The sequence below is a fragment of the Ferrimonas sp. genome, assembly GCF_048263965.1.
In the GTDB taxonomy this organism is placed as follows: Bacteria; Pseudomonadota; Gammaproteobacteria; order Enterobacterales; family Shewanellaceae; genus Ferrimonas.
This window is the reverse complement of record NZ_JBLXDO010000029.1, coordinates 23,423-43,351: the sequence shown is the minus strand read 5'-3', so window position 1 is coordinate 43,351 and position 19,929 is coordinate 23,423. Positions and strand designations below refer to the sequence as shown.

Sequence of the window (19,929 nt, the reverse complement as noted above, 5' to 3'; positions counted from 1 at the left end):
CCGGCCCAGCTCTGAGCAGTGTCTGTTCGAAGCTGTTGGGTGGGGTTCAACAGTTACTTAGGACACAGCCCTTTTTTATGGATGGCTGCCAGGCTTTTCAGTAACTCCTAGTATGGGACAACAGCCAGAGCCAGCTCACACCAATGTCAGGGGAAACCGGTTAGAACGGGTCACTGTTAATTATCAACGGAGCCTGACATGGCAAGACGCCCCCCTCAGCAGGAGTGTAATGTGGAGCAGTTGGCGAGCCAGCTGCGCCTGGATGAACTGACCCTGTTTAACCTTGTGGCCAAACATGGCAGCTTCAGCGCCGCAGCCAAGCAACTGGGGATCAGTCAACCTACGGCAAGCCGGCGCATACGTCGACTGGAGGAGAGTCTCAACTTGCGGCTTTTCGAGCGCACCACCCATTCGGTTACCCTGACCGAAATGGGCGTCGGTTTTCTGAGTCATAGCCGCAGGCTGAGCAGCGACTTCGAAAATGCCATGAGCTTTGTCCGTCGACTTCAGGAGGAGCCGGCGGGGGAGCTGTCCGTGGGGATGCCCCAATGGGTGTTACAGATACTGGAGAGCGGTTTCTTCAGACGATTTTTAGAAAAGTATCCAAAAATCCAATTGGATTTTCATAACCTTTCGCCAGGTCGACTGCTGGTGGATGGCATAGAGTCGGTAGAGATGGATCTGATGATCCACGCATTTCTTCCCGCAGACCGTAAAGTGATTGCTCGCCCAATCAAGGGGTTTACTCTCGACTTCTTTGCCAGCCGCGATTATCTGGCGGCCAAGGGCCCCATTGATCACCCGCAGCAGTTAACCCAGCACCCCTGCCTCTTCGTTAGAAATCAGTTCTGGCAACGAGGAGAGTGGCAGTGGAGTGAAGAGGGTCAACCCCGCTCCATGCTGATAAACCCCTTTGCCAGCTTCGAAACCTTCTCTCCTGCGCTGGATTGGGCCTTGAACGGGGCAGGGGTGATCTGGTGTCCAGAGGAACTGGTGAGTCGCATGGATGTTGACCAGCGGCTGGTCAGGCTGTTCGGCGGTGGGCATGGCACCAGGTTGACCTTACACGGCATCTATCCCACCCGGCGGCTGTTGGCCCCCAAGGTCAGCGTGTTTCTTGACGAGCTTACCGATTACTTTCGTCACCTTGATGCACCAGGGGCATGAGCGGTTTCGATTGGGCCATCTAAAAACAGATAAATTTCAAAAATATAATTCTGAATTACCGAGATGATGATGCAGAGGTAATTCAATGACATCCAAACCAAATCATAACCAGTCCGATACCCCGGAGGACCTTGGGCGACGTAAGCTGTTCAAGTTAAGTGCCGTCGCAGCTGGCCTGGCCGCAACCGGGGGCGCTGCTGCCTGGGTGGGTGGCCGTATACAGGGCGTACCTTTTGATGGCGGCTTTCCCATGCCCGTGGATGAGGCGTTACTCAAACCGTTCAGCCAGCGAAACTGGATCTTTTCCCAAGGGGGATCAGAGAAAAACTGGGCCCAGTTTCCTGAGCGGGACACGGCATTTGCCGAGCTGATTGGCGAACCCGGTTGGTCCTTTCGCGACGGCATGTTTGCCGCCTCAGACTACACTCGTCCGCCGGAGCAGTGGGATGACAGCAAACCGGGCTACCAACAGATCGACTGGGCGCTGTTCTGTGCCGCCTCACACCCTCTGGAGTATCTGGGCAAGATGGCGAAGTTCGGTCAACCTGATGCTCCTGGCATCTGTGGGTGGCAACAGAAGAATCTCGCACCGGTGCAGTGGAAATTCAGCTCCAGACAGGATGCCGCCACGCGCATCAAGCGGGCTGCGTCGCTGTTTGGCGCGACACGGGTCGGCATTACCTACAACGATCCCCGCTGGAACTACGAGCCCATGTACAACATCATGGAATCGAAAGAGGTGTCCTGGGAGGAGTACCCTTTCAAGCCCAAGACCGTCATCGTCATGTTGCATGAGATGGATTACGACGGCATCCGCACCTCTCCGGCGGCCACCTCCGTGGGAGCGGTGAATAAGGCGTATACCGACATGGCCCTGGTTGCCGGCTCTCTGGCCGATTTCATACGGCGACTGGGGTACCAGGCCGTGGCCTCTCACAACGATTCCATCAACAAGGTGGCGTACGGCATTATGGCCGGGCTGGGGGAGGGAGCTCGAAACGGCGCTTTGGTCGCCCCCGGACTGGGCCCCAGGGTGCGGATCTCAGCGGTTCTGACCGATCTGGATTTTGTCGAGTATGACAAGCCCAGAAACTTCGGCATTATGGAGTTTTGTCGCCACTGCAAATTGTGCGCGGATCGTTGCCCATCCAAGGCGATCACCTTCGACGACGAACCCAGCTACCAGCCCACCTTCGAGGGTGCGGACAACCCTGATCTGGCCTGGCATGGGCAGAAAGGGGTACTCAAGTACTACAACGACGCGAAGAAATGCTACAAGTTCTGGGCGGACAATAACGTGGCCTGTACCAACTGCATTAAATCCTGTCCCTGGAACAAGCCGGACTTCTGGCATCACCGCCTGATTGACGCGTCCAACACCTTCACCAGGGGGCCCATCCACTCCTTTATGAGGGAGATGGACAGCCTGTTTGGCTACGGCAATATGGACGTGGCCAAGGCACACAAACTGTTCTGGCACAAGGAGGTCTAAGATGATGGCATTGCAGTGGTATTTGTTGGGGGTGATGACGGTGGCAGCGGGAGTGGGGTATCGAAAGCTGGCGCTCTCCTATCATCTGGGCTGGCAGGCCAGGGGAGTATTGGCGGTATCGGCGCTGCTGTTGGCCCTCTGTTTTGGCTGGTCCTGGGCATCCTTTGCTGAGGGTGAAGCCCAGTCCGGCGCCATGGGCCTGGTGATCTTTGGCCTGGGAGGGCTGTTGCTCCTTGCCGCCGGGTGGCGACGCTGGATTGCGCCTTTTCCGAGGTAGCTGACCGAATTAAGGTTGGTAAAGGCCGCTTAGCGGCCTTTTTTTCGTCTGCAGGGATCGTTTGTGATCCCGCTCTCATTCCGATGGCCGTGCCACCGGCTGTCACTGAAACAGAAGATGGCACTGGCCACTTGCTGGCTGAATAGGGTTATCCCCTGAAAATCCACCTCGCGCCCTCCTAGTCAGCGACCCCCAGCTATGGTAAAGCTATAATAAATAAACAATATATTAACAAAATAAGCCGGATGCATGCCCATGCAGCGAGGTACCGGTGGAGGGAGTCACAAGATGTCTGAGTATCACGGAAGGTGGTCCAACCGATTTACCTACATTCTGGCCGCCACCGGCGCCGCAGTCGGGCTGGGTAATATCTGGAAGTTTCCCTACATCATGGGTGAAAACGGCGGCGGTGCGTTCGTTTTGGTCTATCTGGCGTGCATCGCCCTCATCGGGGTGCCGGTGATGATGGCCGAAGTGATGATAGGTAAGTATGGCCGTCTTGCTCCCTCCAAGTCGGTGATCAAACTGGCCAGGGACTCTGGCCGTTCCAGCGCCTGGCGTGTCACTGGCTGGGGTGGGGTGATTGCCGGTTTCCTGATTCTTTCCTTCTATGTGGTGATCGCCGGCTGGGCGGTGGCCTACACCTGGTACGGGTTCACCGGCAGTTTTACCGGCCGCAGTGCCGATGAGATAGGCCAGCTGTTTTCCAACCTCAATGCCAGCCCCTATCCGCTGCTCGGCTGGAGTGGGGTGATTGTGCTGGGCACCAGCATCGTGGTGGGCAAGGGGGTCCAGAAGGGGCTGGAGAAGGCGGTCAACTATATGATGCCCATTCTCTTCGTGCTGCTGACCATCATGGTGCTCTATGCCGCCAATACCGGCGAGTTCGCCCAGGCGGTGCGGTTCATGTTCGAGCCGGATTTCTCCAAGTTGAGCTGGAACGGGGTGTTGATCGCCCTGGGGCACAGCTTCTTTACCCTGTCTCTGGCGTCGGGAATCATGATCATGTACGGCGCCTATCTGCCCGAGGGCACCTCCCTGGTAAAAACCTCGGTTTATATTGCCCTGATGGATACCCTGGTGGCGTTGATGGCCGGCCTGGCTATCTTCCCGGTGGTCTTCGCCAACGGGTTGCCCGCCGGGGCGGGGCCGGGGCTTATCTTCCAGAGTCTGCCCATCGCCTTCGGACAGATGCCCCTGGGGTCGTTGTTCGGCGGCAGCTTTTTCCTGATGGTGGTGGTGGCAGCCTTTACCTCCTCCATTGCCCTGATCGAGTCCAGCGTGGCCTGGCTGGTGGAGCACCGCGGTCTGCTACGCTGGCAGGCAGCGGCTCTGGCTGGGTTCGCCATCTGGCTGGTGAGTCTGCTAACGGTGTTCTCCCTCACCGGTGCCGAGTGGAGCGTGGTCTCCCTCTGGGGTGACATCAAGATGAGCTATTTTGATCTGCTGGATTACATTACCGCCAACATCATGCTGCCTCTGGGAGGGTTGATCATCTCGGTATTCACCGCCTGGGCAGTGAAGGAGGAGATCAGCCGGAAAATGCTGGACACTGAGCCAGCACTCTACCTCTTGTGGCAGACCTGCCTGAGATACATCGCGCCTGTGGCCATCATGCTGGTATTCCTCAACCTGATTGGGGTCCTCGATCTGTAGAGGTTTCAGCCGAACGCTGAGCAAATCTACAGCAAACGCGCCGCTGCCAACTGGAGCGGCGCGTTTTGTTGTTATAATGCCGCATTACTCTATATCCGGGCGATCACCGACATGGATTCGGTGGCGACATCCGCCCGGCCAGTTCCCAGGAGGAGAACCATGTCGCAGCCGACAGCCCGCCACCGCCTAGATTATCAGGCCAGCCCCTTCCAGATTGACACCCTCCACCTGACCTTTCAGCTGGAAGATCATGCCACCCTGGTGATTGCCCAGAGTGCCATCCGTCGCGCTCAGGCCGGTGCCACCGAGTTGACGCTGGTGGGGGATGAGCTTGAGTTGGTCTCCGTGTCCATCGATGAAGTTGCCCTGGCAGCCGATGAATACCGCATGGAGGAGGGCACTCTGGTGTTGCCAATGGACAGGGATAACGCGGTTCTGACTCTGGTAACCCGTATTGACCCGGCCAACAACACCGCCCTGGAAGGCTTGTACAAGTCGGAAGGCACCTTCTGCACCCAGTGTGAGGCGGAAGGATTCAGGCGCATTACCTACTTCTTGGACCGGCCGGATGTGCTGGCTCGCTACACCACTCGCATCGAGGCAGACAAGGCGGCTTATCCCTACCTGTTGGCCAACGGCAACAAGGTGGACAGCGGCGATCTGGACGGCGGCCGCCACTTTGCAACCTGGGTCGATCCTTACCCCAAGCCCAGCTACCTGTTTGCCCTGGTGGCCGGCGACTTCGATCTGCTGGAAGACAGTTTCACCACGGCCAGCGGCCGTGAGGTTGCCCTGCAGCTGTTTGTGGACAAAGGCCAGAAAGAGCGCGGCCATCACGCCATAGCCAGCCTGAAGCGGGCGATGAAGTGGGATGAGCAAAGGTTCAACCTGGAATATGACCTCGACATCTATATGGTGGTGGCGGTGGATTTCTTCAACATGGGCGCCATGGAGAACAAGGGGCTTAATGTCTTTAACTCCAAATGCGTGTTGGCAGACAGCGACAGCGCCACCGATGCCGAGTTCGACCGCATCGAATCAATCATCGGCCACGAGTATTTCCACAACTGGACCGGTAACCGCATCACCTGCCGCGATTGGTTCCAACTGAGCCTGAAAGAGGGGCTGACCGTGTTCCGGGATCAGGAGTTCTCTTCGGATCTGGGCAGCCGGGCGGTGCATCGCATCGAAGCGGTTAAGGTAATTCGCGGTATTCAGTTTGCCGAAGACGCCGGCCCAATGGCCCATCCGATCCGCCCTGATAAGGTGATCGAGATGAACAACTTCTACACGGTGACCGTGTACGACAAGGGCGCCGAGATCATCCGCATGATGCACACCCTGTTGGGCGAGCAGGGCTTCCAGAAGGGGATGGCTCTCTATGTGGAGCGACATGACGGTCAGGCGGTCACCTGTGACGACTTTGTCCAGGCGATGGAAGATGCCAGCGGGGTGGATCTGACTCTGTTCCGTCGCTGGTACAGCCAGTCCGGTACCCCGGTACTGACCGTGGAGGAGGAGTTTGATGCCGAAACCGGCCAGTACCAACTGCATCTGAGCCAGCACACTCCGGCAACCGCCGATCAGGCTGAGAAGTTGCCGCTGCACCTGCCGGTAAGACTGGAGTTGCTTAACGCTTCGGGGCAGGCCCTGAAACTGAATCTGGGTTGTCAGCCTTTCGACGGCCTCTACAGCCTGACCGAGGAGAAGGCGACCCTGACCTTTGATGATGTGAAGGCTAAGCCGGTGGCCTCCCTGCTGCAGGAGTTCTCTGCTCCGGTGAAACTGAGCTTCTCCCAGAGCGAAGCCGAGCGCATTCACCTGATGAGCTACGCCAACAACGCGGTAGCGCGCTGGGATGCGGCCCAGGGGATCCTGGCCAGTGCGGTACTCGCCACCTTGGACGGCGACCGCCTTGACAGCGGCGCCCTGGTACAGGCCTTTGGCCAGATCCTGGCCGATGGCAGCCTGGACGCCGCCCTGGTGTCTCAAATGTTGACTCTGCCCTCCGTCTCCACCCTGATGGAGATGCGCAGTGGCTGCGACGTGGTGGCCCTGTATCAGGCACGCCGTCAGTTGCAACAGACCCTGGGATGCGCCCTGGCGACCCAGATGGCAGAGGCTTATCGGCGCTGCGTTGCGGCGAACGATGCCCCTCATCGTGCCCTGAAGAATCTGCTGCTGGAGTTTATGGCTCTTTGCGGAGAGTCTGAATTGGTGCTGGCTCAGTATGAGCAGGCCACCAATATGACCGACACCCTGGGGGCGCTGCGTGCCGCCAATCAGGGGCTGCTGCCCCAGCGCCAGCAGATGATGAGCGCGTTTGAGGCCAAATGGCGCCATGATCCTCTGGTCATGGACAAGTACTTCAGCCAGTTGGCCACCACCCCCATGGAGGTGGCGCCGCTGCTTGAGGAGATGACCGAGGCGATGACGCACCCCGCGTTCGACATCAGCAACCCCAACCGGGTCCGCGCCCTGGTGGGTGCCTTCGCCGATGGCAACCCCAAGGCATTCCACCATGACTCCGGTGCCGGCTATCGTTTCCTCACCGAACAACTGACCAAGCTGAACGGCATCAACCCCCAGTGTGCGGCACGCATCATCACCCCGCTGATTGGCTTTAAGCAACATACACCACAGCGCCAGCAGCAGATGCGTCAATGTCTGGAGCAGCTGATGGCACTGGAGGATCTCTCCAAGGACCTGTATGAAAAAGTCAGCAAGAGCCTGAGCTGAGTCGAGGAGGGCGGCCGGTAACGGTCGCCCGTTTTTTATGGATTACGTCTTTGATCTGGCCATAGGTTGGCAACAGATGCAGCGCTATTACCAGGGTCAGGCCCAGGTGGTAATCGTACGATGTTTGCAGGGCAGGGTGATCCACCTGCACCCCAGATATCTGCGCCCCTTCCTCTCGGCTCGAGGCATCCATGGTCGTTTTCAACTGACCCTGGATAACGAGGGCCAATTCCTGAATTTGCAACGACTTGCGTAACAATTGATTAATAGAGCAATAACTTCAAACGCTTGTTGTAATTCTAACTTGCCCAACATTTCCTCATAAAGCCTGATGAATTCAATGGTTTACGCATCTGCGGAATGCAAATGTGTGACATGAATCAAATTTACCCTCCTTGTTTACTGGAAAACTTTACTTAAGCTCCTAAAAATTCAACGGATTCTCTCATCTAAAAAGGTTGCTCCCTCACCGCCGTTGTTGTAACAATGGGGTTAATGTGCCGTTACAGTGACGGCGCACAACAAAACTATAAATTCAGGGATGGGAGAACCGCGACAATGAGACAAGGCGCTAAGGTTTTTCGCCGCTCCGCGCTGGCAGCCAGCATCTGTACGGTGTTAGCTGCTCCGGCCTCAGCAGTTACCTTTAATTGGGGAGAGATAGAGGGGAGCTTTGACTCCACCTGGACAGTAGGTGCGGCCTGGCGAGTCGAGGACCGTGACTATGGTAAGGTTGCCAAATCCAGTCAGCCAGGTCTGGACTGGACTGGCTACGGGTTTGATTTCGCTGGCGGAGGCTTCAATGAAGTCTACGGCGGCGATCAGCTGTTCGCCCTGCCGGGTTCCTACTCTGCCAACCAGGATCTGGGCAACCTGCTTTACGACAATGGCGACACTTTCACTGAGGTGTTCAAAGGTCTGCACGAACTGGAACTGGTGTACGACAACATGGGTGTGTTCATCCGTGGCATGTACTTCTATGACAAGCGACTCGAAGATTCGGACTTCGACTACCGCAACCCGGTGTCCGGCGCAAAGTACGACGTATGTGAAGACTCCAAGGCGGCAGAGTATGCCTGCTCTGACATCCGTCTGCTCGATGCTTACTTCTTTGCCGATTGGGATCTGGGCGACATGCCCCTCTCCATTCGAATCGGTGAACAGGTGGTCAGCTGGGGTGAGAGCACCCTGATTGCCCACGGCATCAACTCCATCAACCCCGTTGACCTTGCCCGACTGCAGGCGCCGGGTGCCGAACTTAAAGAAGCCTTTATTCCCGTTGGCATGGTGTGGGCCTCCCTGGGCCTGACCGAAAACCTCAACGTGGAAGCCTTCTACCAGTACCGCTGGGAACAGACCCGTCTGCCGGTAACCGGCACCTACTTCTCCAGCAACGACTTTGCCGGAGCGGGCGGTTACGTGAACAACGCCCAACTGGGTTTCACCTCCAACCCGGACAATACTCTGGACTGGGTGCTTGAGCAGTATGCGCAGCTGAGCTCGGTTGCGGCGCAAACCGTCGAAGCCGGTGGCCCTGCGGCTCTGGCCGCGCTGGGTTCCGCCGCCATTGCCTACCCAACCAAGGTCACCCTGATCAACTACGAGCAGGAACCCGACGACCAGGGTCAGTACGGTATCAAGCTGGGCTACTTTGCCCCTGAGCTCAATGACACCGAGTTTGGCTTCTACTACATGAACTACCACAGCCGTCGTCCGCTGATCAGCGGCCAAACCGCCAACTTCGGCGCCGAGGCCGTTGGGGCAGACTTGGCCACTCTGGCTGGTCTGAACGGCGAGGTATCTCGTAATGATCTTCTGCAGCTCAACTCCTTCTCCAAGGCGACCCTTGAGTATCCGGAAGACATCAAGCTGTACGGCGTTTCTTTTAACACCACAGTGGGTGATACCTCGGTAGCCGGTGAAATTGCCTACCGTCAGGATGAGCCTCTGCAGATCGATGACGTAGAGCTGCTGTTCGCCGCCATGCCGGAACAGTTGTACAACGCAGATCCCGAAGCTTTCGCCATCTTCGAAAACCTGTCTCAGTACGTGAAGCCGGATGGCACCAAGGTGGGACCAGGAGAGTATGCACCCGGTTATGTGCTGACCGACAGCACCCAGGCGCAGGTCACCCTGACACACATCTTCGGCCCCAGCATGGGCGCAGACAACTTTCTGATGCTGGCCGAAGTCGGCGGTGTCTGGCTGCACGACATGCCCGATTCTGCGGTGTTGAGGATGAACGGACCTGGTACTGAGCGTGCCGGCGCGGAAGGACGTGAAGATAACCTGGCGGTGCTGGATATTCTGCACAACGGTCCGGAAGAGGACGCGTTCCCCACAGACAACGCCTGGGGCTATCGTCTGGTGGCCAAGTGGGACTACTCCAACGTAGCCTTTGGCTGGAACATGTCTCCACGAGTGGTGTTCTCACACGATGTGAGCGGTACCACGCCGGATCCACTGTTCCTGTTCGTCGAAGATCGTAAGTCTGCTTCTTTGACTTTCTCCTTCGACTATCAGAGCCGTTGGTCAGCTGACCTGGCATACAACGCTTTCTGGGATGGAAAGGGTTCCACCAACTCTATGGACGACAAAGATTTTGTCTCCTTTAACCTGAAGTTCTCAATCTAAGAGGGGAGAGGAGTAATGCAAGTTAAACCACTTTTCGCGGCCATGCTGGCCCTGAGCTGCAGCTTTGGCGCCATGGCCAAGGTGACCCCGGAACAGGCCAAGGCCCTGGGCGACACCCTGACGCCCGTCGGTGCTGAGAAGGCCGGCAACCAGGATGGATCCATTCCTGCCTGGACCGGCGGCATCACCGAGGCACCCGCCGGGTATAAGCCCGGTGACTTCCACGTCGATCCCTATGCCGGTGATCAGGCGCTCTATACCGTTACTGCCCAGAACATGGGCGAGTATGGTGCGCTGCTGACACCCGGGGTGAAGAAGATGTTCGAGATGTATCCGGACACCTTCAAGATGACCGTTTATCCGTCTCATCGCAGTGCGTCCTATCCGCAATTCATCTATGACGCTTCCGTTGCCAACGCCACCACCGCCGAATTGGTGGCCGGTGGTAACGGCCTGAAGAACGCCGCCATCGGTGTGCCGTTCCCCATGCCTCAAAATGGCCTGGAAGCGATCTGGAACCACATCCTTCGTTATCGTGGTGCCGACGCCCAGATCCTGCGGGGCCAGGCAGCCCCCACCGCCAGCGGCAGCTACACCCTGGTGAAGACCGATGAGAAGATCAAGTTCCTCTACTCCCGCCCTGATGCCAACGCGGATCAGCTGCAGAAAGACAACCTGCTGTTCTACTTCAAGCAGGTGGTAACCTCTCCGGCTCGCCTGGCAGGTACCGCTCTGCTGGTTCACGAGACCATGGATCAGGAGAAGGAGCCCCGTAAGGCCTGGACCTACAACACAGGCCAGCGCCGGGTACGTCGTGCCCCCAATGTGGCGTTCGATACTCCGGGAACGGCGTCCGATGGCATGCGGACCACCGATGACTTCGACATGTATAATGGCTCTCCCTCCCGTTACAACTGGGAACTCAAGGGTAAGAAGGAGATCCTGATCCCCTACAACAACTACAAGTTGCACGGGGCGGATGTGAAGTACAAGGACATCCTCAAGCCTGGTCACATCAACATGGATCTGGTTCGCTGGGAGAAGCACCGGGTGTGGGAAGTGGAAGCGACCCTCAAAGATGGCATCAGCCACCTGTACAAGACCCGTACCTTCTACCTGGATGAGGACAGCTGGCAAGTGAGCCTGGTGGACCTCTACGATAAGCGTGATCAGCTCTATCGTGTCGGTATGGCCCATGCGGTGAACTACTATGACCTGCCCACTCTGTGGACCACTCTGGAGGTGTTCTACGATCTGAGCTCGCGCCGTTACCTGGCGATGGGCCTGGATAATGAAGATGGCGTAGCCAGCTTCGAAGAGGAGTTCAGCGTTAAGAAGGAGTTCACCACTAACGCACTGCGTCGCAGCGGTCGACGCTAAATCTTAAAACTACAATAAGGGGGCAGGAGACTGCCCCCGGTATGGATACCATTATGCGGTTATTGATGTTGATTCCGCTTGCCCTGATGGGTGGTCACGCCATGGCGGAGCCACCGGCTCCCACTTCCCAGGCGGCGATCCAAGCCCCTAAAGCCCAAACCAGTCCCATGATGAGCCTCTCCCCGGCGGGGAACTCTCTGGTGGCCGTGGGCAGTCGGGGCCAGATCCTGTTCAAGACAAGCGGTAATGAGGGGTGGCAGCAGGCCAAAGCGCCGGTAAGCACTCTGTTGACTCGAGTGTTCATGCTGAATGATCAGCTGGGGTGGGCGGTTGGCCATGATGCCGCGATACTTCACACCGTCGACGGTGGTCAGAGTTGGAGCCTGCAACAATGGCGCCCGGATCTGGAAGTGCCCCTGTTGGATATCCATTTTCAGAATGAGAGGGAAGGGGTCACCGTTGGAGCCTATGGCCAGTTGTTCAGAACCCGGGATGGCGGCAAGTCCTGGCAGTTTGAATACCTTGATAGTCTGCTGATTGAGGACGACCGCCTCTACCTCGAGGAGATTCGGGCCGACAGTGAGGAAGACTATCTGGCGGAACGCGCGGCCATGCTGCCTCACATCAATCGCATCTTGCCTCTGCCCGGGGGTGACCTGTTTGCCGTGGGCGAAATGGGCCTGATGGCGCGCTCCAGCGATTATGGTCGCACCTGGCAACGACTTCCCGAGATCTATTTTGGCTCCCTGTCCGATATGGCCATGGACGCCGATGGGCGCTGGGTGGCGGTCGGCCTTCGTGGCAACGCCTTCGAAAGCCGCGATCAGGGGGAGAACTGGACGCCTCTTGATATGGGCACCAAAGGCACCTTTAACAGCATCCGGCGTTTGTCCGATGGCACCTTGGTGATGGTGGCCAATGGCGGCGACCTTGCCTATCGAAAACCTGGAGAATCTGACTTTACCCTGGTGCGCGTAGCCAAGGGGCAGGACCTGGTTGATCTCGTCGAAAACGGTGAGGGCAACCTGTGGTTGGCCGGCAGTCACGGCGTTCAACCATTCACCATTGAGAAGTAAGGAGTTGTTATGACCACAAGGATGGTGAACTGGGTTGAGCAGGTGCTGTTCCGCAGCAGAAAGACCGTTCTTATCTTTTTCGTGCTGGCTACTGTCGCTTTAGGCTACAGTGCTGGTCAGCTAAAGATGGACGCGGCTTTCACCAAAAATATTCCCCTAAATCACCCCTACATGGAGACTTACCTCAAGCATCGTGAGCAGTTTGGCGGGGCCAACAGCATCATGGTGGCGGTGGAGGACTCCAGTGGAAACATCTTTAACCCTAAATTCTTCGAAGTGCTGCGTGAGATTCACGATCAGCTGTTCTTCATCGAAGGGGTAAATCGCAGCCAGGTTAAATCCCTCTATTCGCCGTCGACCCGATTTACCGAAGTGGTGGAGGACGGCTTCCAGGGCGGACCGGTGATACCCGCCGATTTCCGTCCCACGGAGGAGGGGCTGGCCATTGTCCGTGCCAACATCGAGAAGGCGGGCGCCGTAGGCCGGCTGGTGGCCGATGACTTCAGCGCCGCCATGGTCAGTGCCCAGCTGATGGACAGGATCTCACTCAACGAAGAGGAGCGGGCCCAGGCTCAGGCGGAAGGTCGCAGTGATATGACCAAACCCCTGGATGTGCTCGCCCTGGCTGAGACTCTGGAGCAGGAACTTCGAGAGAAGTACCAGGATGACACCATCGAGGTGCACATCATTGGCTTTGCCAAGATGGCCGGGGATGTGGCCGAAGGCGCCGCCGGCGTGGTGGGCTTCTTTGCCGTGGCTTTGGTGATCACCGCGCTGATGGTGTACTACTTCTGTCACTGCCTCAAGCTGACGATACTGCCTTTGTTCTGCTCCCTGGTGGCTGTAGTCTGGCAGCTCGGCGGCTTGACGGTGCTTGGCTTTGGCCTGGATCCCATGTCGATTCTGGTGCCCTTTCTGGTGTTCGCCATCGGCGTGAGTCATGGGGTGCAGATGATCAACGCCGTGGGTCATAAGGTGGCGGAAGGGCAGAGCGCCAAGGGCGCAGCTCAGTTGGCATTTCGCAGCCTGCTGGTGCCCGGTGGTGTGGCCCTGCTGTCTGACACCATCGGTTTTCTGACCCTGCTCTCCATCGACATCGGCATCATCCGAGAACTGGCCATTACCGCTTCTTTGGGTGTGGCGGTGATCATTCTGACCAACCTGGTGCTGCTGCCGATCCTGCTCTCCTACGTGAACTTTGGTGAACGCTATCTGGACAGGGTCAGGCAAGAGCACGCCAAGGTGTCGCCGGTCTGGAAGGCGATCTCGGTGTTTGCGTCCAAGCCCTGGGCTCTGGTGATCGTAGTGATTGCCGGCCTTGCCTACCTGGTGGGTTATGAAAAGTCCCAGGAGATGAAGATTGGCGATCTGCATGCCGGTGCGCCGGCACTGAAATCGGACAGCCGCTACAACCTGGATACGGCGTTCATTACCGACAACTTCACCATCACCACGGACGTGTTGACGGTGATTGTCGAAGGTTTCCCCGAAGCCTGTACCTACCACCATGTATTGGAGCGCATCGACCGCTTCCAGTGGCAGATGGAAAACGTCCCCGGTGTAGAGTCCGCCGCCAGCCTGGCCTCTGTAGCCAAGGTGGTCAACGGTGGCTTTAACGAGGGCAACCCGAGATGGCGGGTACTGCCTCGTACCACGGCCACCCTGGTGCAGTCCGTGGCGCAGATCCCCACGTCGACCGGCCTGCTCAACAACGACTGTTCGGTGATGCCGGTGTACCTGTTCCTCAAAGATCACAAGGCGGTGACCATTAACACCGTGGTGGACGAGGTCAAGAGGTTGCAGGGAGAGTACGACACCGACGAGCTGAAGTTCCGGCTGGCCTCCGGTCCCGTTGGGGTGATGGCGGCCACCAACGAGGCGGTGGAAAAGGCTCAGGGTCCAATGATGCTCTACGTCTACAGTGCGGTATTCCTGCTCTGCCTGATGAGCTTCCGCTCCATTCGCGCCACCATTTCGGTGATTGTGCCTCTGTACCTGGTGTCGACTCTGGCCCAGGCGCTGATGAGCATGCTGGAGATTGGCCTGACGGTGAGCACCTTGCCGGTGATTGCCCTGGGTGTCGGCATCGGGGTGGATTATGGCATCTATATCCTGTCGAGCATGTCCTCAATGTTGCGCAGCGGTCACTCGGTACAGGAAGCCTACCTCAAGGCCCTGTGCGATCGCGGTAACGCGGTGGTCTTTACCGGCATCACTCTGGCGGTCGGGGTCAGCACCTGGGTGTTCTCCGCGCTGAAGTTCCAGATGGATATGGGGATAATGTTGACGTTTATGTTCCTAGTGAACATGTTAGCCGCGATTATTCTCCTTCCGGCAATGGTTAAGTTGTTGTGGTTTAATCGAAAAGCCTGATTGCTTAAATAGCACTCCTGAATAAAAAGGCCGCATATGCGGCCTTTTTTGCATAGAAAGCGTACATTATTGACGCTTTTTTCAGAAGTTCCTCATTAACCACTTATAAAGCCCAATTTTGAAAGTGGATTCCGCTCACAGATCCCGAAAAATGGTGATACACTTCGCTGCATCCGAGGTGCCGAAGGGGCGCCGATACGGAGCTAAAAAACTACAAAAATCTGGTGCCATAGCAGCAGAGGGAATCAGCAACATGGCTAATAACGACACTATCCCTTCCGTCCTACTCGAAAACGTTGTGGGCCTCATCCACAACAACCTCCCCAAGCAGGATGCCATCCTGCTCGAACGATTTGCCCACGCACTGTATGGCACCCTGTCCCGGGACGATCTCTACGCCCGTAGCGACAGCGATCTCTATGGTGCCATCCTCAGTCTGTGGAACAGCCTGAACCAGGTCTCCGGCGGCAAGACCTTCAGCCGGGTATTTAACCCGCTGCAGAGCACCCATGGTTGGCAGTCCAACCACACGGTGATCGAGATGATTCAACCGGATATGCCCTTTCTGGTGGATTCGGTCTCCATGGCGTTTAATCGTCTGGGGGTCACCTCCCACCTGATGATCCACGTGCCTCTGGCCATACAGCGGGACAAGAAGGGCAGGGTCGTTGAGCTGCGCTCCCTGGCAGAAGCCAAGGCAAACGACGAACGCATCGCCGTCTTCCTCATCGAAGTGGACAGCCTCTCCACCGAGGAGGAGGTCAATACTGTCCACCAGGAGCTGAACTCCGTGGTGACCGACGTGGCCGCCTCAGTAAGCGACTGGGATGCCATGCGTGCCCAGCTCGGTGCCACCGTCCGAGAGATGGAAGAGAACGACAAACAGGGTCAGCACGCTGAAGCCACCGAGTTCCTCAAGTTCCTGCTCAATCACCATTTCACCCTGCTCGGTTTCCGCCGATACGATCTGGTTCCGGTTTCCGGGGACGTTGAGCTTTCTCCCCAGATGGAGACCGGTCTGGGCATGATGCGTTCCAAGGACGACACTGCCCGACACCTGCTGCTTTCCACTCTGCCCGAGTCCGCCCGCAGGGAGGCCCTGGGCCCCGCACCTCTGGTGCTGACCAAGACCAACTCCAAGAGCCGGGTGCACCGTCCCGCTTACATCGATTACATCGGCGTGAAGCGCTTCGATGAAAATGGCAAGGTGGTGGGCGAAGACCGCTTCATCGGTCTGTACGCCAGTTCGGTGTATAACCGCAGCCCCCGTGAAATTCCTCTGCTCTCCGCCAAGCTTAACCGGGTCATGGAACGTTCTCGCCTGGCGCCCCGTTCCCACGACTATAAGGCCCTGCTCAATGTACTGGAGACCTACCCAAGGGATGAACTGATCCAGGCCAACGAGCAGGAGCTGCTGGAGATTGGCCTGGGCGTTCTGCAGATGCAGGACAGAGACAAGGTCCGCCTGTTCCTGCGCAAGGATCTGTTCGGCCGCTTTATCTCTGCCATGGTCTATGTCTCCAAAGACAGGTACAACACCCAGCTGCGGGTGAATACCCAGAAACTGCTGGCGGAATACTTCAGTGCCGAAGAGGCGGTGGAGTTCACTACCTTCTTCTCCGAGTCGATCCTGGCTCGAACCCACTACCTGGTAAAAGTTGAAGATAACGATATGGATATTGATGTTCCTGCGCTGGAAAACAACCTGGTGGAACTGACCCGCTCCTGGGAAGACAAGGTAGACAGCGCCCTTCGCAAGACCTTCGGTCAGGCCAAGGGTAAGGCAATCGCCAACAACTACCTCCCCGGCTTCCCTCGCAGCTACAAAGAGGATGTATTACCCTCCGCCGCGGTAGTGGATGTGGCCAAGCTGGAGAAGCTGAACGACTCTGACCACCTGGGCATGCTGTTCTATCAGCCCCAGGAAGCGGTACTGGACGCCAATCAGGTGCGCCTGAAGCTGTTCCACAAGGATGAACCCATCCACCTGTCCGACGTTCTGCCCATGCTGGAGAACTTTGGCCTGCGGGTGATCGGCGAGCGTCCTTACTGCATCAATACCGCCGACGGCCAGGTGTACTGGGTGCTCGACTTCAACATGACTTTGTCGGGCAAAACCGAAGTAGACATCAATGCGGCTCAGGCCCGATTCCAGGAAGCCTTCGCCAAAGTGTGGGCCAGGGATCTGGAAGATGATGGCTTTAACCGCCTGATCCTGTCCGCCGGCATGACCGGTCGCGAAGCCAGTGTGCTGCGTTCCTACGCCAAGTACATGCGTCAGATTGATGGCACCTTCTCCCAGACCTATGTGGAGGAGACTCTGGCTGAGTACCCTCACATCGCCTCCCTGCTGGTGAAGATGTTTGAGCGCAAGTTCAATCCCAGCTCCAAGGCCAAGCGGGACCTGGAGAAGCAGATCGAGCAGGCCAACACCTATCTGGACGACGTGTCCAACCTGGATGACGATCGCATTATCCGCCGTTACATCGCACTGATTCAGGCGACTCTGCGGACCAACTTCTACCAACACGACGATAAAGGCCACCCGAAGAGCTACATCTCCTACAAGTTCTCCCCGGCGGAGATCCCCGAGATGCCGCTGCCACTGCCCAAGTTCGAGATCTTTGTCTATTCACCGCGGGTAGAGGGTGTGCACCTGCGCGGTGCCAAAGTCGCCCGTGGCGGCCTGCGCTGGTCCGACCGTCGTGAGGACTTCCGTACTGAGGTGCTGGGCCTGGTAAAAGCCCAGCAGGTGAAGAACACCGTCATCGTTCCTTCCGGCGCCAAAGGCGGTTTCGTGTGCAAGAATCTGCCCACCGATCGCGACGGCATGCTGGCGGAGGGTCAGGCCTGTTACAAGATCTTCATCAGCGCTCTGCTGGACATCACCGATAACATCGTCGCTGGTCAGCTGACCCCACCTGATCGTGTGGTCCGTCATGACGAGGACGACCCCTACCTGGTGGTGGCCGCGGATAAAGGCACGGCGACTTTCTCCGACATCGCCAATGCCATCTCCGAAAGCTACGATTTCTGGCTGGGCGATGCCTTTGCTTCAGGCGGCCAGTATGGCTATGACCACAAGAAGATGGGCATTACCGCCCGGGGTGCTTGGGAGTCGGTGAAGCGTCACTTCCGTGAATTGGGCGTGAACTGCCAGGCTACCGACTTTACCGTTCTGGGTGTGGGTGACATGGGCGGCGACGTATTTGGTAACGGTATGCTGCTTTCCAGGCACATCCGCCTGCAGGCTGCCTTTAACCACATGCACATCTTTATCGACCCCAACCCGGACTCAGCCACCTCCTATGCCGAGCGCGAGCGTCTGTTCAAGCTTCCCCGTTCCACCTGGGAGGATTACAACAGCGAGCTGATCTCCGAAGGCGGTGGTGTATTCAATCGCAGTGCCAAGTCCATCAAACTGACCCCTCAGATCAAGGCGATGATCGGCACTACCAAGAATCAGATGGCACCCAATGAACTGATTCGCCAGCTGCTGATGATGGAGGTGGACCTGCTGTGGAACGGCGGTATCGGCACCTATGTGAAGGCAGTGTCCGAGACAGACGCCGATGTGGGTGATCGCGCCAACGACGTGCTGCGGGTAAACGGCAACGAACTGCGAGCCAAAGTCGTGGGCGAGGGCGGTAACCTGGGCCTGACCCAGCTGGGCCGCATCGAATACGCCAAGCGCGGCGGTCGCATCAACACCGACTTCATCGACAACGTAGGTGGTGTCGACTGTTCAGATAACGAAGTAAACATCAAGATCCTGCTGAACCAGCTGGTGGCCCAGGGCGATCTCACCATCAAGCAGCGTAACCAGCTGCTGGAGAAGATGACCGATGAGGTGGCCGAGATTGTGCTGCAGGATTGTCGAGATCAGGCTCAGTCCATCTCTGTCACCGAAGTGATTAACTCGGATCAGCTTAAAGAGCAGATCCGCTTCATGCAGCATCTGGAGAAGGCGGGCAAGCTGGACCGCGCCCTTGAGTTCCTTCCCAATGAAGATGAACTCAATGAGCGTCAGCTCTCCGGCGTCGGCCTGACCCGCCCCGAGCTGTCTGTGCTGGTAGCCTACGCCAAGATGGTGCTTAAGGAGCAACTGGTCTCTGCCGAGATCACCGACAACGAGTTCCTGGCTCGACGTCTGGTGGAGTATTTCCCGGTAGAATTGCAGAAGCGATTCTCCGAGCAGATGGCCACTCACCCCCTGCGAGGCGAGATCATTGCCACCAGTCTGGCCAATGACATCATCAATGAGATGGGTCTTAACTTCATCCAGCGTATGCAAGATGAGACAGGCGCCGCAGTTGAGGAGGTGGCAATCTGTTACACTGTCGCCTGTCAGGTCTTTGATCTCGAAGATCTAAAGCGACAAATCAACGCTCTTGATGACGTTGATGCCCACAGGCAGAGCGAACTGCTTAATCAGGTGCGGCGCACCTTGAGGCGGGTAACCCGTTGGTTCCTGCGTCATCGTAACCGCAGCCTCAGCATCGAAGCCGAAGCGGAATTTTACCGCGGCGTGGTGGAGGAGCTGGATGCAGGCTTCGACGGATTCCTGGTGGAGGACGAAGTGGCGCAACTCTCAGAAGACGAAAGCGCCATGGTGGAGCAGGGCATTACGCCAGAACTGGCACGCCGCATGTCCCACTTGAGTACCCTGTTCTCCGCACTGGATATCGCCGAAGTAGCGAAGTCCGAAGGCAAGCCGGTGGCCCTGGTGGCCGAAACCTACTTTAAGCTGGGTGCCGGTATCGAACTGCACTGGTTCCTGAATCAGATCAGCCAGCAGCCGGTGACCAACCACTGGCAGGCACTGGCGCGGGCAGCGTTCCGTGAAGATCTGGATTGGCAACAGCGCATGCTCACCTCGGTGGTTCTCAAGAACTGTCAGGGCGAGTGCAGCGCCGACGCCATCATTAACCAGTGGGTAGAAGAGAATGAACAGACCCTGGATAGATGGTTACATATGATGGCTGAATTCCACAGTTCCAAGACACATGAATTTGCGAAATTCTCTGTTGCCCTGCGGGAGCTGAACCTGCTCATCATGCGTTGTAATTCCCATGGTTAACCCATAACACCAGAAGCCTCGGCAATCAGCCGGGGCTTTTTTTCGGTAGGAGAAA

11 protein-coding genes are annotated in these 19,929 nt (G+C 57.3%); all 11 read left to right on the top strand.

Going from position 1 to position 19,929, the window contains the following annotated elements:
• The first annotated feature begins 198 nt into the window (after window positions 1-198).
• The 11 genes from ACN0RV_RS18270 to ACN0RV_RS18220 all read left to right on the top strand — a co-directional run bounded on the left by ACN0RV_RS18270 (window position 199) and on the right by ACN0RV_RS18220 (window position 19,874).
• Complete coding sequence (locus ACN0RV_RS18270) at window positions 199-1,167, top strand: LysR family transcriptional regulator (RefSeq protein ID WP_417349890.1); 969 nt, start codon at window positions 199-201, stop codon at window positions 1,165-1,167.
• A gap of 85 nt (window positions 1,168-1,252) precedes the next feature.
• Entirely contained in the window at window positions 1,253-2,659 is a 1,407-nt protein-coding gene (locus tag ACN0RV_RS18265; protein WP_417349888.1) for a reductive dehalogenase, read from the top strand.
• 1 nt (window position 2,660) lies between these two features.
• The gene (locus tag ACN0RV_RS18260; RefSeq protein WP_417349886.1) at window positions 2,661-2,936 is read left to right on the top strand and encodes a tetrachloroethene dehalogenase; all 276 of its coding nucleotides are present in this window, start codon (window positions 2,661-2,663) and stop codon (window positions 2,934-2,936) included.
• A 288-nt stretch (window positions 2,937-3,224) separates the two neighbouring features.
• Window positions 3,225-4,592 (top strand): sodium-dependent transporter, encoded by a 1,368-nt coding sequence (locus tag ACN0RV_RS18255; RefSeq protein ID WP_417349884.1) that lies wholly within the window; start codon window positions 3,225-3,227, stop codon window positions 4,590-4,592.
• A 159-nt stretch (window positions 4,593-4,751) separates the two neighbouring features.
• On the top strand, window positions 4,752-7,331 hold the full coding sequence (gene pepN, locus ACN0RV_RS18250; RefSeq protein ID WP_417349882.1) for an aminopeptidase N: 2,580 nt from the start codon (window positions 4,752-4,754) through the stop codon (window positions 7,329-7,331).
• A 37-nt stretch (window positions 7,332-7,368) separates the two neighbouring features.
• Window positions 7,369-7,587, top strand: a complete 219-nt coding sequence (locus tag ACN0RV_RS18245; protein ID WP_417349881.1) for a DUF2835 domain-containing protein — start codon at window positions 7,369-7,371, stop codon at window positions 7,585-7,587.
• Between the two features lie 302 nt (window positions 7,588-7,889).
• Window positions 7,890-9,965 carry a DUF1302 domain-containing protein gene (locus ACN0RV_RS18240; RefSeq protein ID WP_417349880.1) on the top strand — a complete coding sequence of 692 codons (2,076 nt, stop codon included), beginning with the start codon at window positions 7,890-7,892 and terminating at the stop codon, window positions 9,963-9,965.
• A 15-nt stretch (window positions 9,966-9,980) separates the two neighbouring features.
• Window positions 9,981-11,345, top strand: a complete 1,365-nt coding sequence (locus ACN0RV_RS18235; protein WP_417349878.1) for a DUF1329 domain-containing protein — start codon at window positions 9,981-9,983, stop codon at window positions 11,343-11,345.
• Window positions 11,346-11,386: 41 nt separating this feature from the next.
• Window positions 11,387-12,421, top strand: coding sequence for a WD40/YVTN/BNR-like repeat-containing protein (locus tag ACN0RV_RS18230; protein WP_417349876.1), 1,035 nt, complete (start codon window positions 11,387-11,389; stop codon window positions 12,419-12,421).
• Window positions 12,422-12,430: 9 nt separating this feature from the next.
• The gene (locus tag ACN0RV_RS18225) at window positions 12,431-14,794 is read left to right on the top strand and encodes an efflux RND transporter permease subunit (protein WP_417349874.1); all 2,364 of its coding nucleotides are present in this window, start codon (window positions 12,431-12,433) and stop codon (window positions 14,792-14,794) included.
• 253 nt (window positions 14,795-15,047) lie between these two features.
• Window positions 15,048-19,874: an NAD-glutamate dehydrogenase gene (locus tag ACN0RV_RS18220; protein WP_417349872.1), complete on the top strand. Its 4,827-nt coding sequence runs from the start codon at window positions 15,048-15,050 to the stop codon at window positions 19,872-19,874.
• Window positions 19,875-19,929: the final 55 nt, after the last annotated feature.

What these genes read in the sequence shown, in the direction of transcription:
- ACN0RV_RS18240 (WP_417349880.1), top strand. Translation starts at nt 7,890, where the DNA reads ATGAGACAAGGCGCTAAGGTTTTTCGCCGCTCCGCGCTGGCAGCCAGC.
- ACN0RV_RS18245 (WP_417349881.1), top strand. Translation starts at nt 7,369, where the DNA reads ATGGATTACGTCTTTGATCTGGCCATAGGTTGGCAACAGATGCAGCGC.
- ACN0RV_RS18220 (WP_417349872.1), top strand. Translation starts at nt 15,048, where the DNA reads ATGGCTAATAACGACACTATCCCTTCCGTCCTACTCGAAAACGTTGTG.
- ACN0RV_RS18260 (WP_417349886.1), top strand. Translation starts at nt 2,661, where the DNA reads ATGATGGCATTGCAGTGGTATTTGTTGGGGGTGATGACGGTGGCAGCG.
- ACN0RV_RS18255 (WP_417349884.1), top strand. Translation starts at nt 3,225, where the DNA reads ATGTCTGAGTATCACGGAAGGTGGTCCAACCGATTTACCTACATTCTG.
- ACN0RV_RS18225 (WP_417349874.1), top strand. Translation starts at nt 12,431, where the DNA reads ATGACCACAAGGATGGTGAACTGGGTTGAGCAGGTGCTGTTCCGCAGC.
- ACN0RV_RS18265 (WP_417349888.1), top strand. Translation starts at nt 1,253, where the DNA reads ATGACATCCAAACCAAATCATAACCAGTCCGATACCCCGGAGGACCTT.
- ACN0RV_RS18230 (WP_417349876.1), top strand. Translation starts at nt 11,387, where the DNA reads ATGGATACCATTATGCGGTTATTGATGTTGATTCCGCTTGCCCTGATG.
- ACN0RV_RS18270 (WP_417349890.1), top strand. Translation starts at nt 199, where the DNA reads ATGGCAAGACGCCCCCCTCAGCAGGAGTGTAATGTGGAGCAGTTGGCG.
- ACN0RV_RS18235 (WP_417349878.1), top strand. Translation starts at nt 9,981, where the DNA reads ATGCAAGTTAAACCACTTTTCGCGGCCATGCTGGCCCTGAGCTGCAGC.
- pepN (WP_417349882.1), top strand. Translation starts at nt 4,752, where the DNA reads ATGTCGCAGCCGACAGCCCGCCACCGCCTAGATTATCAGGCCAGCCCC.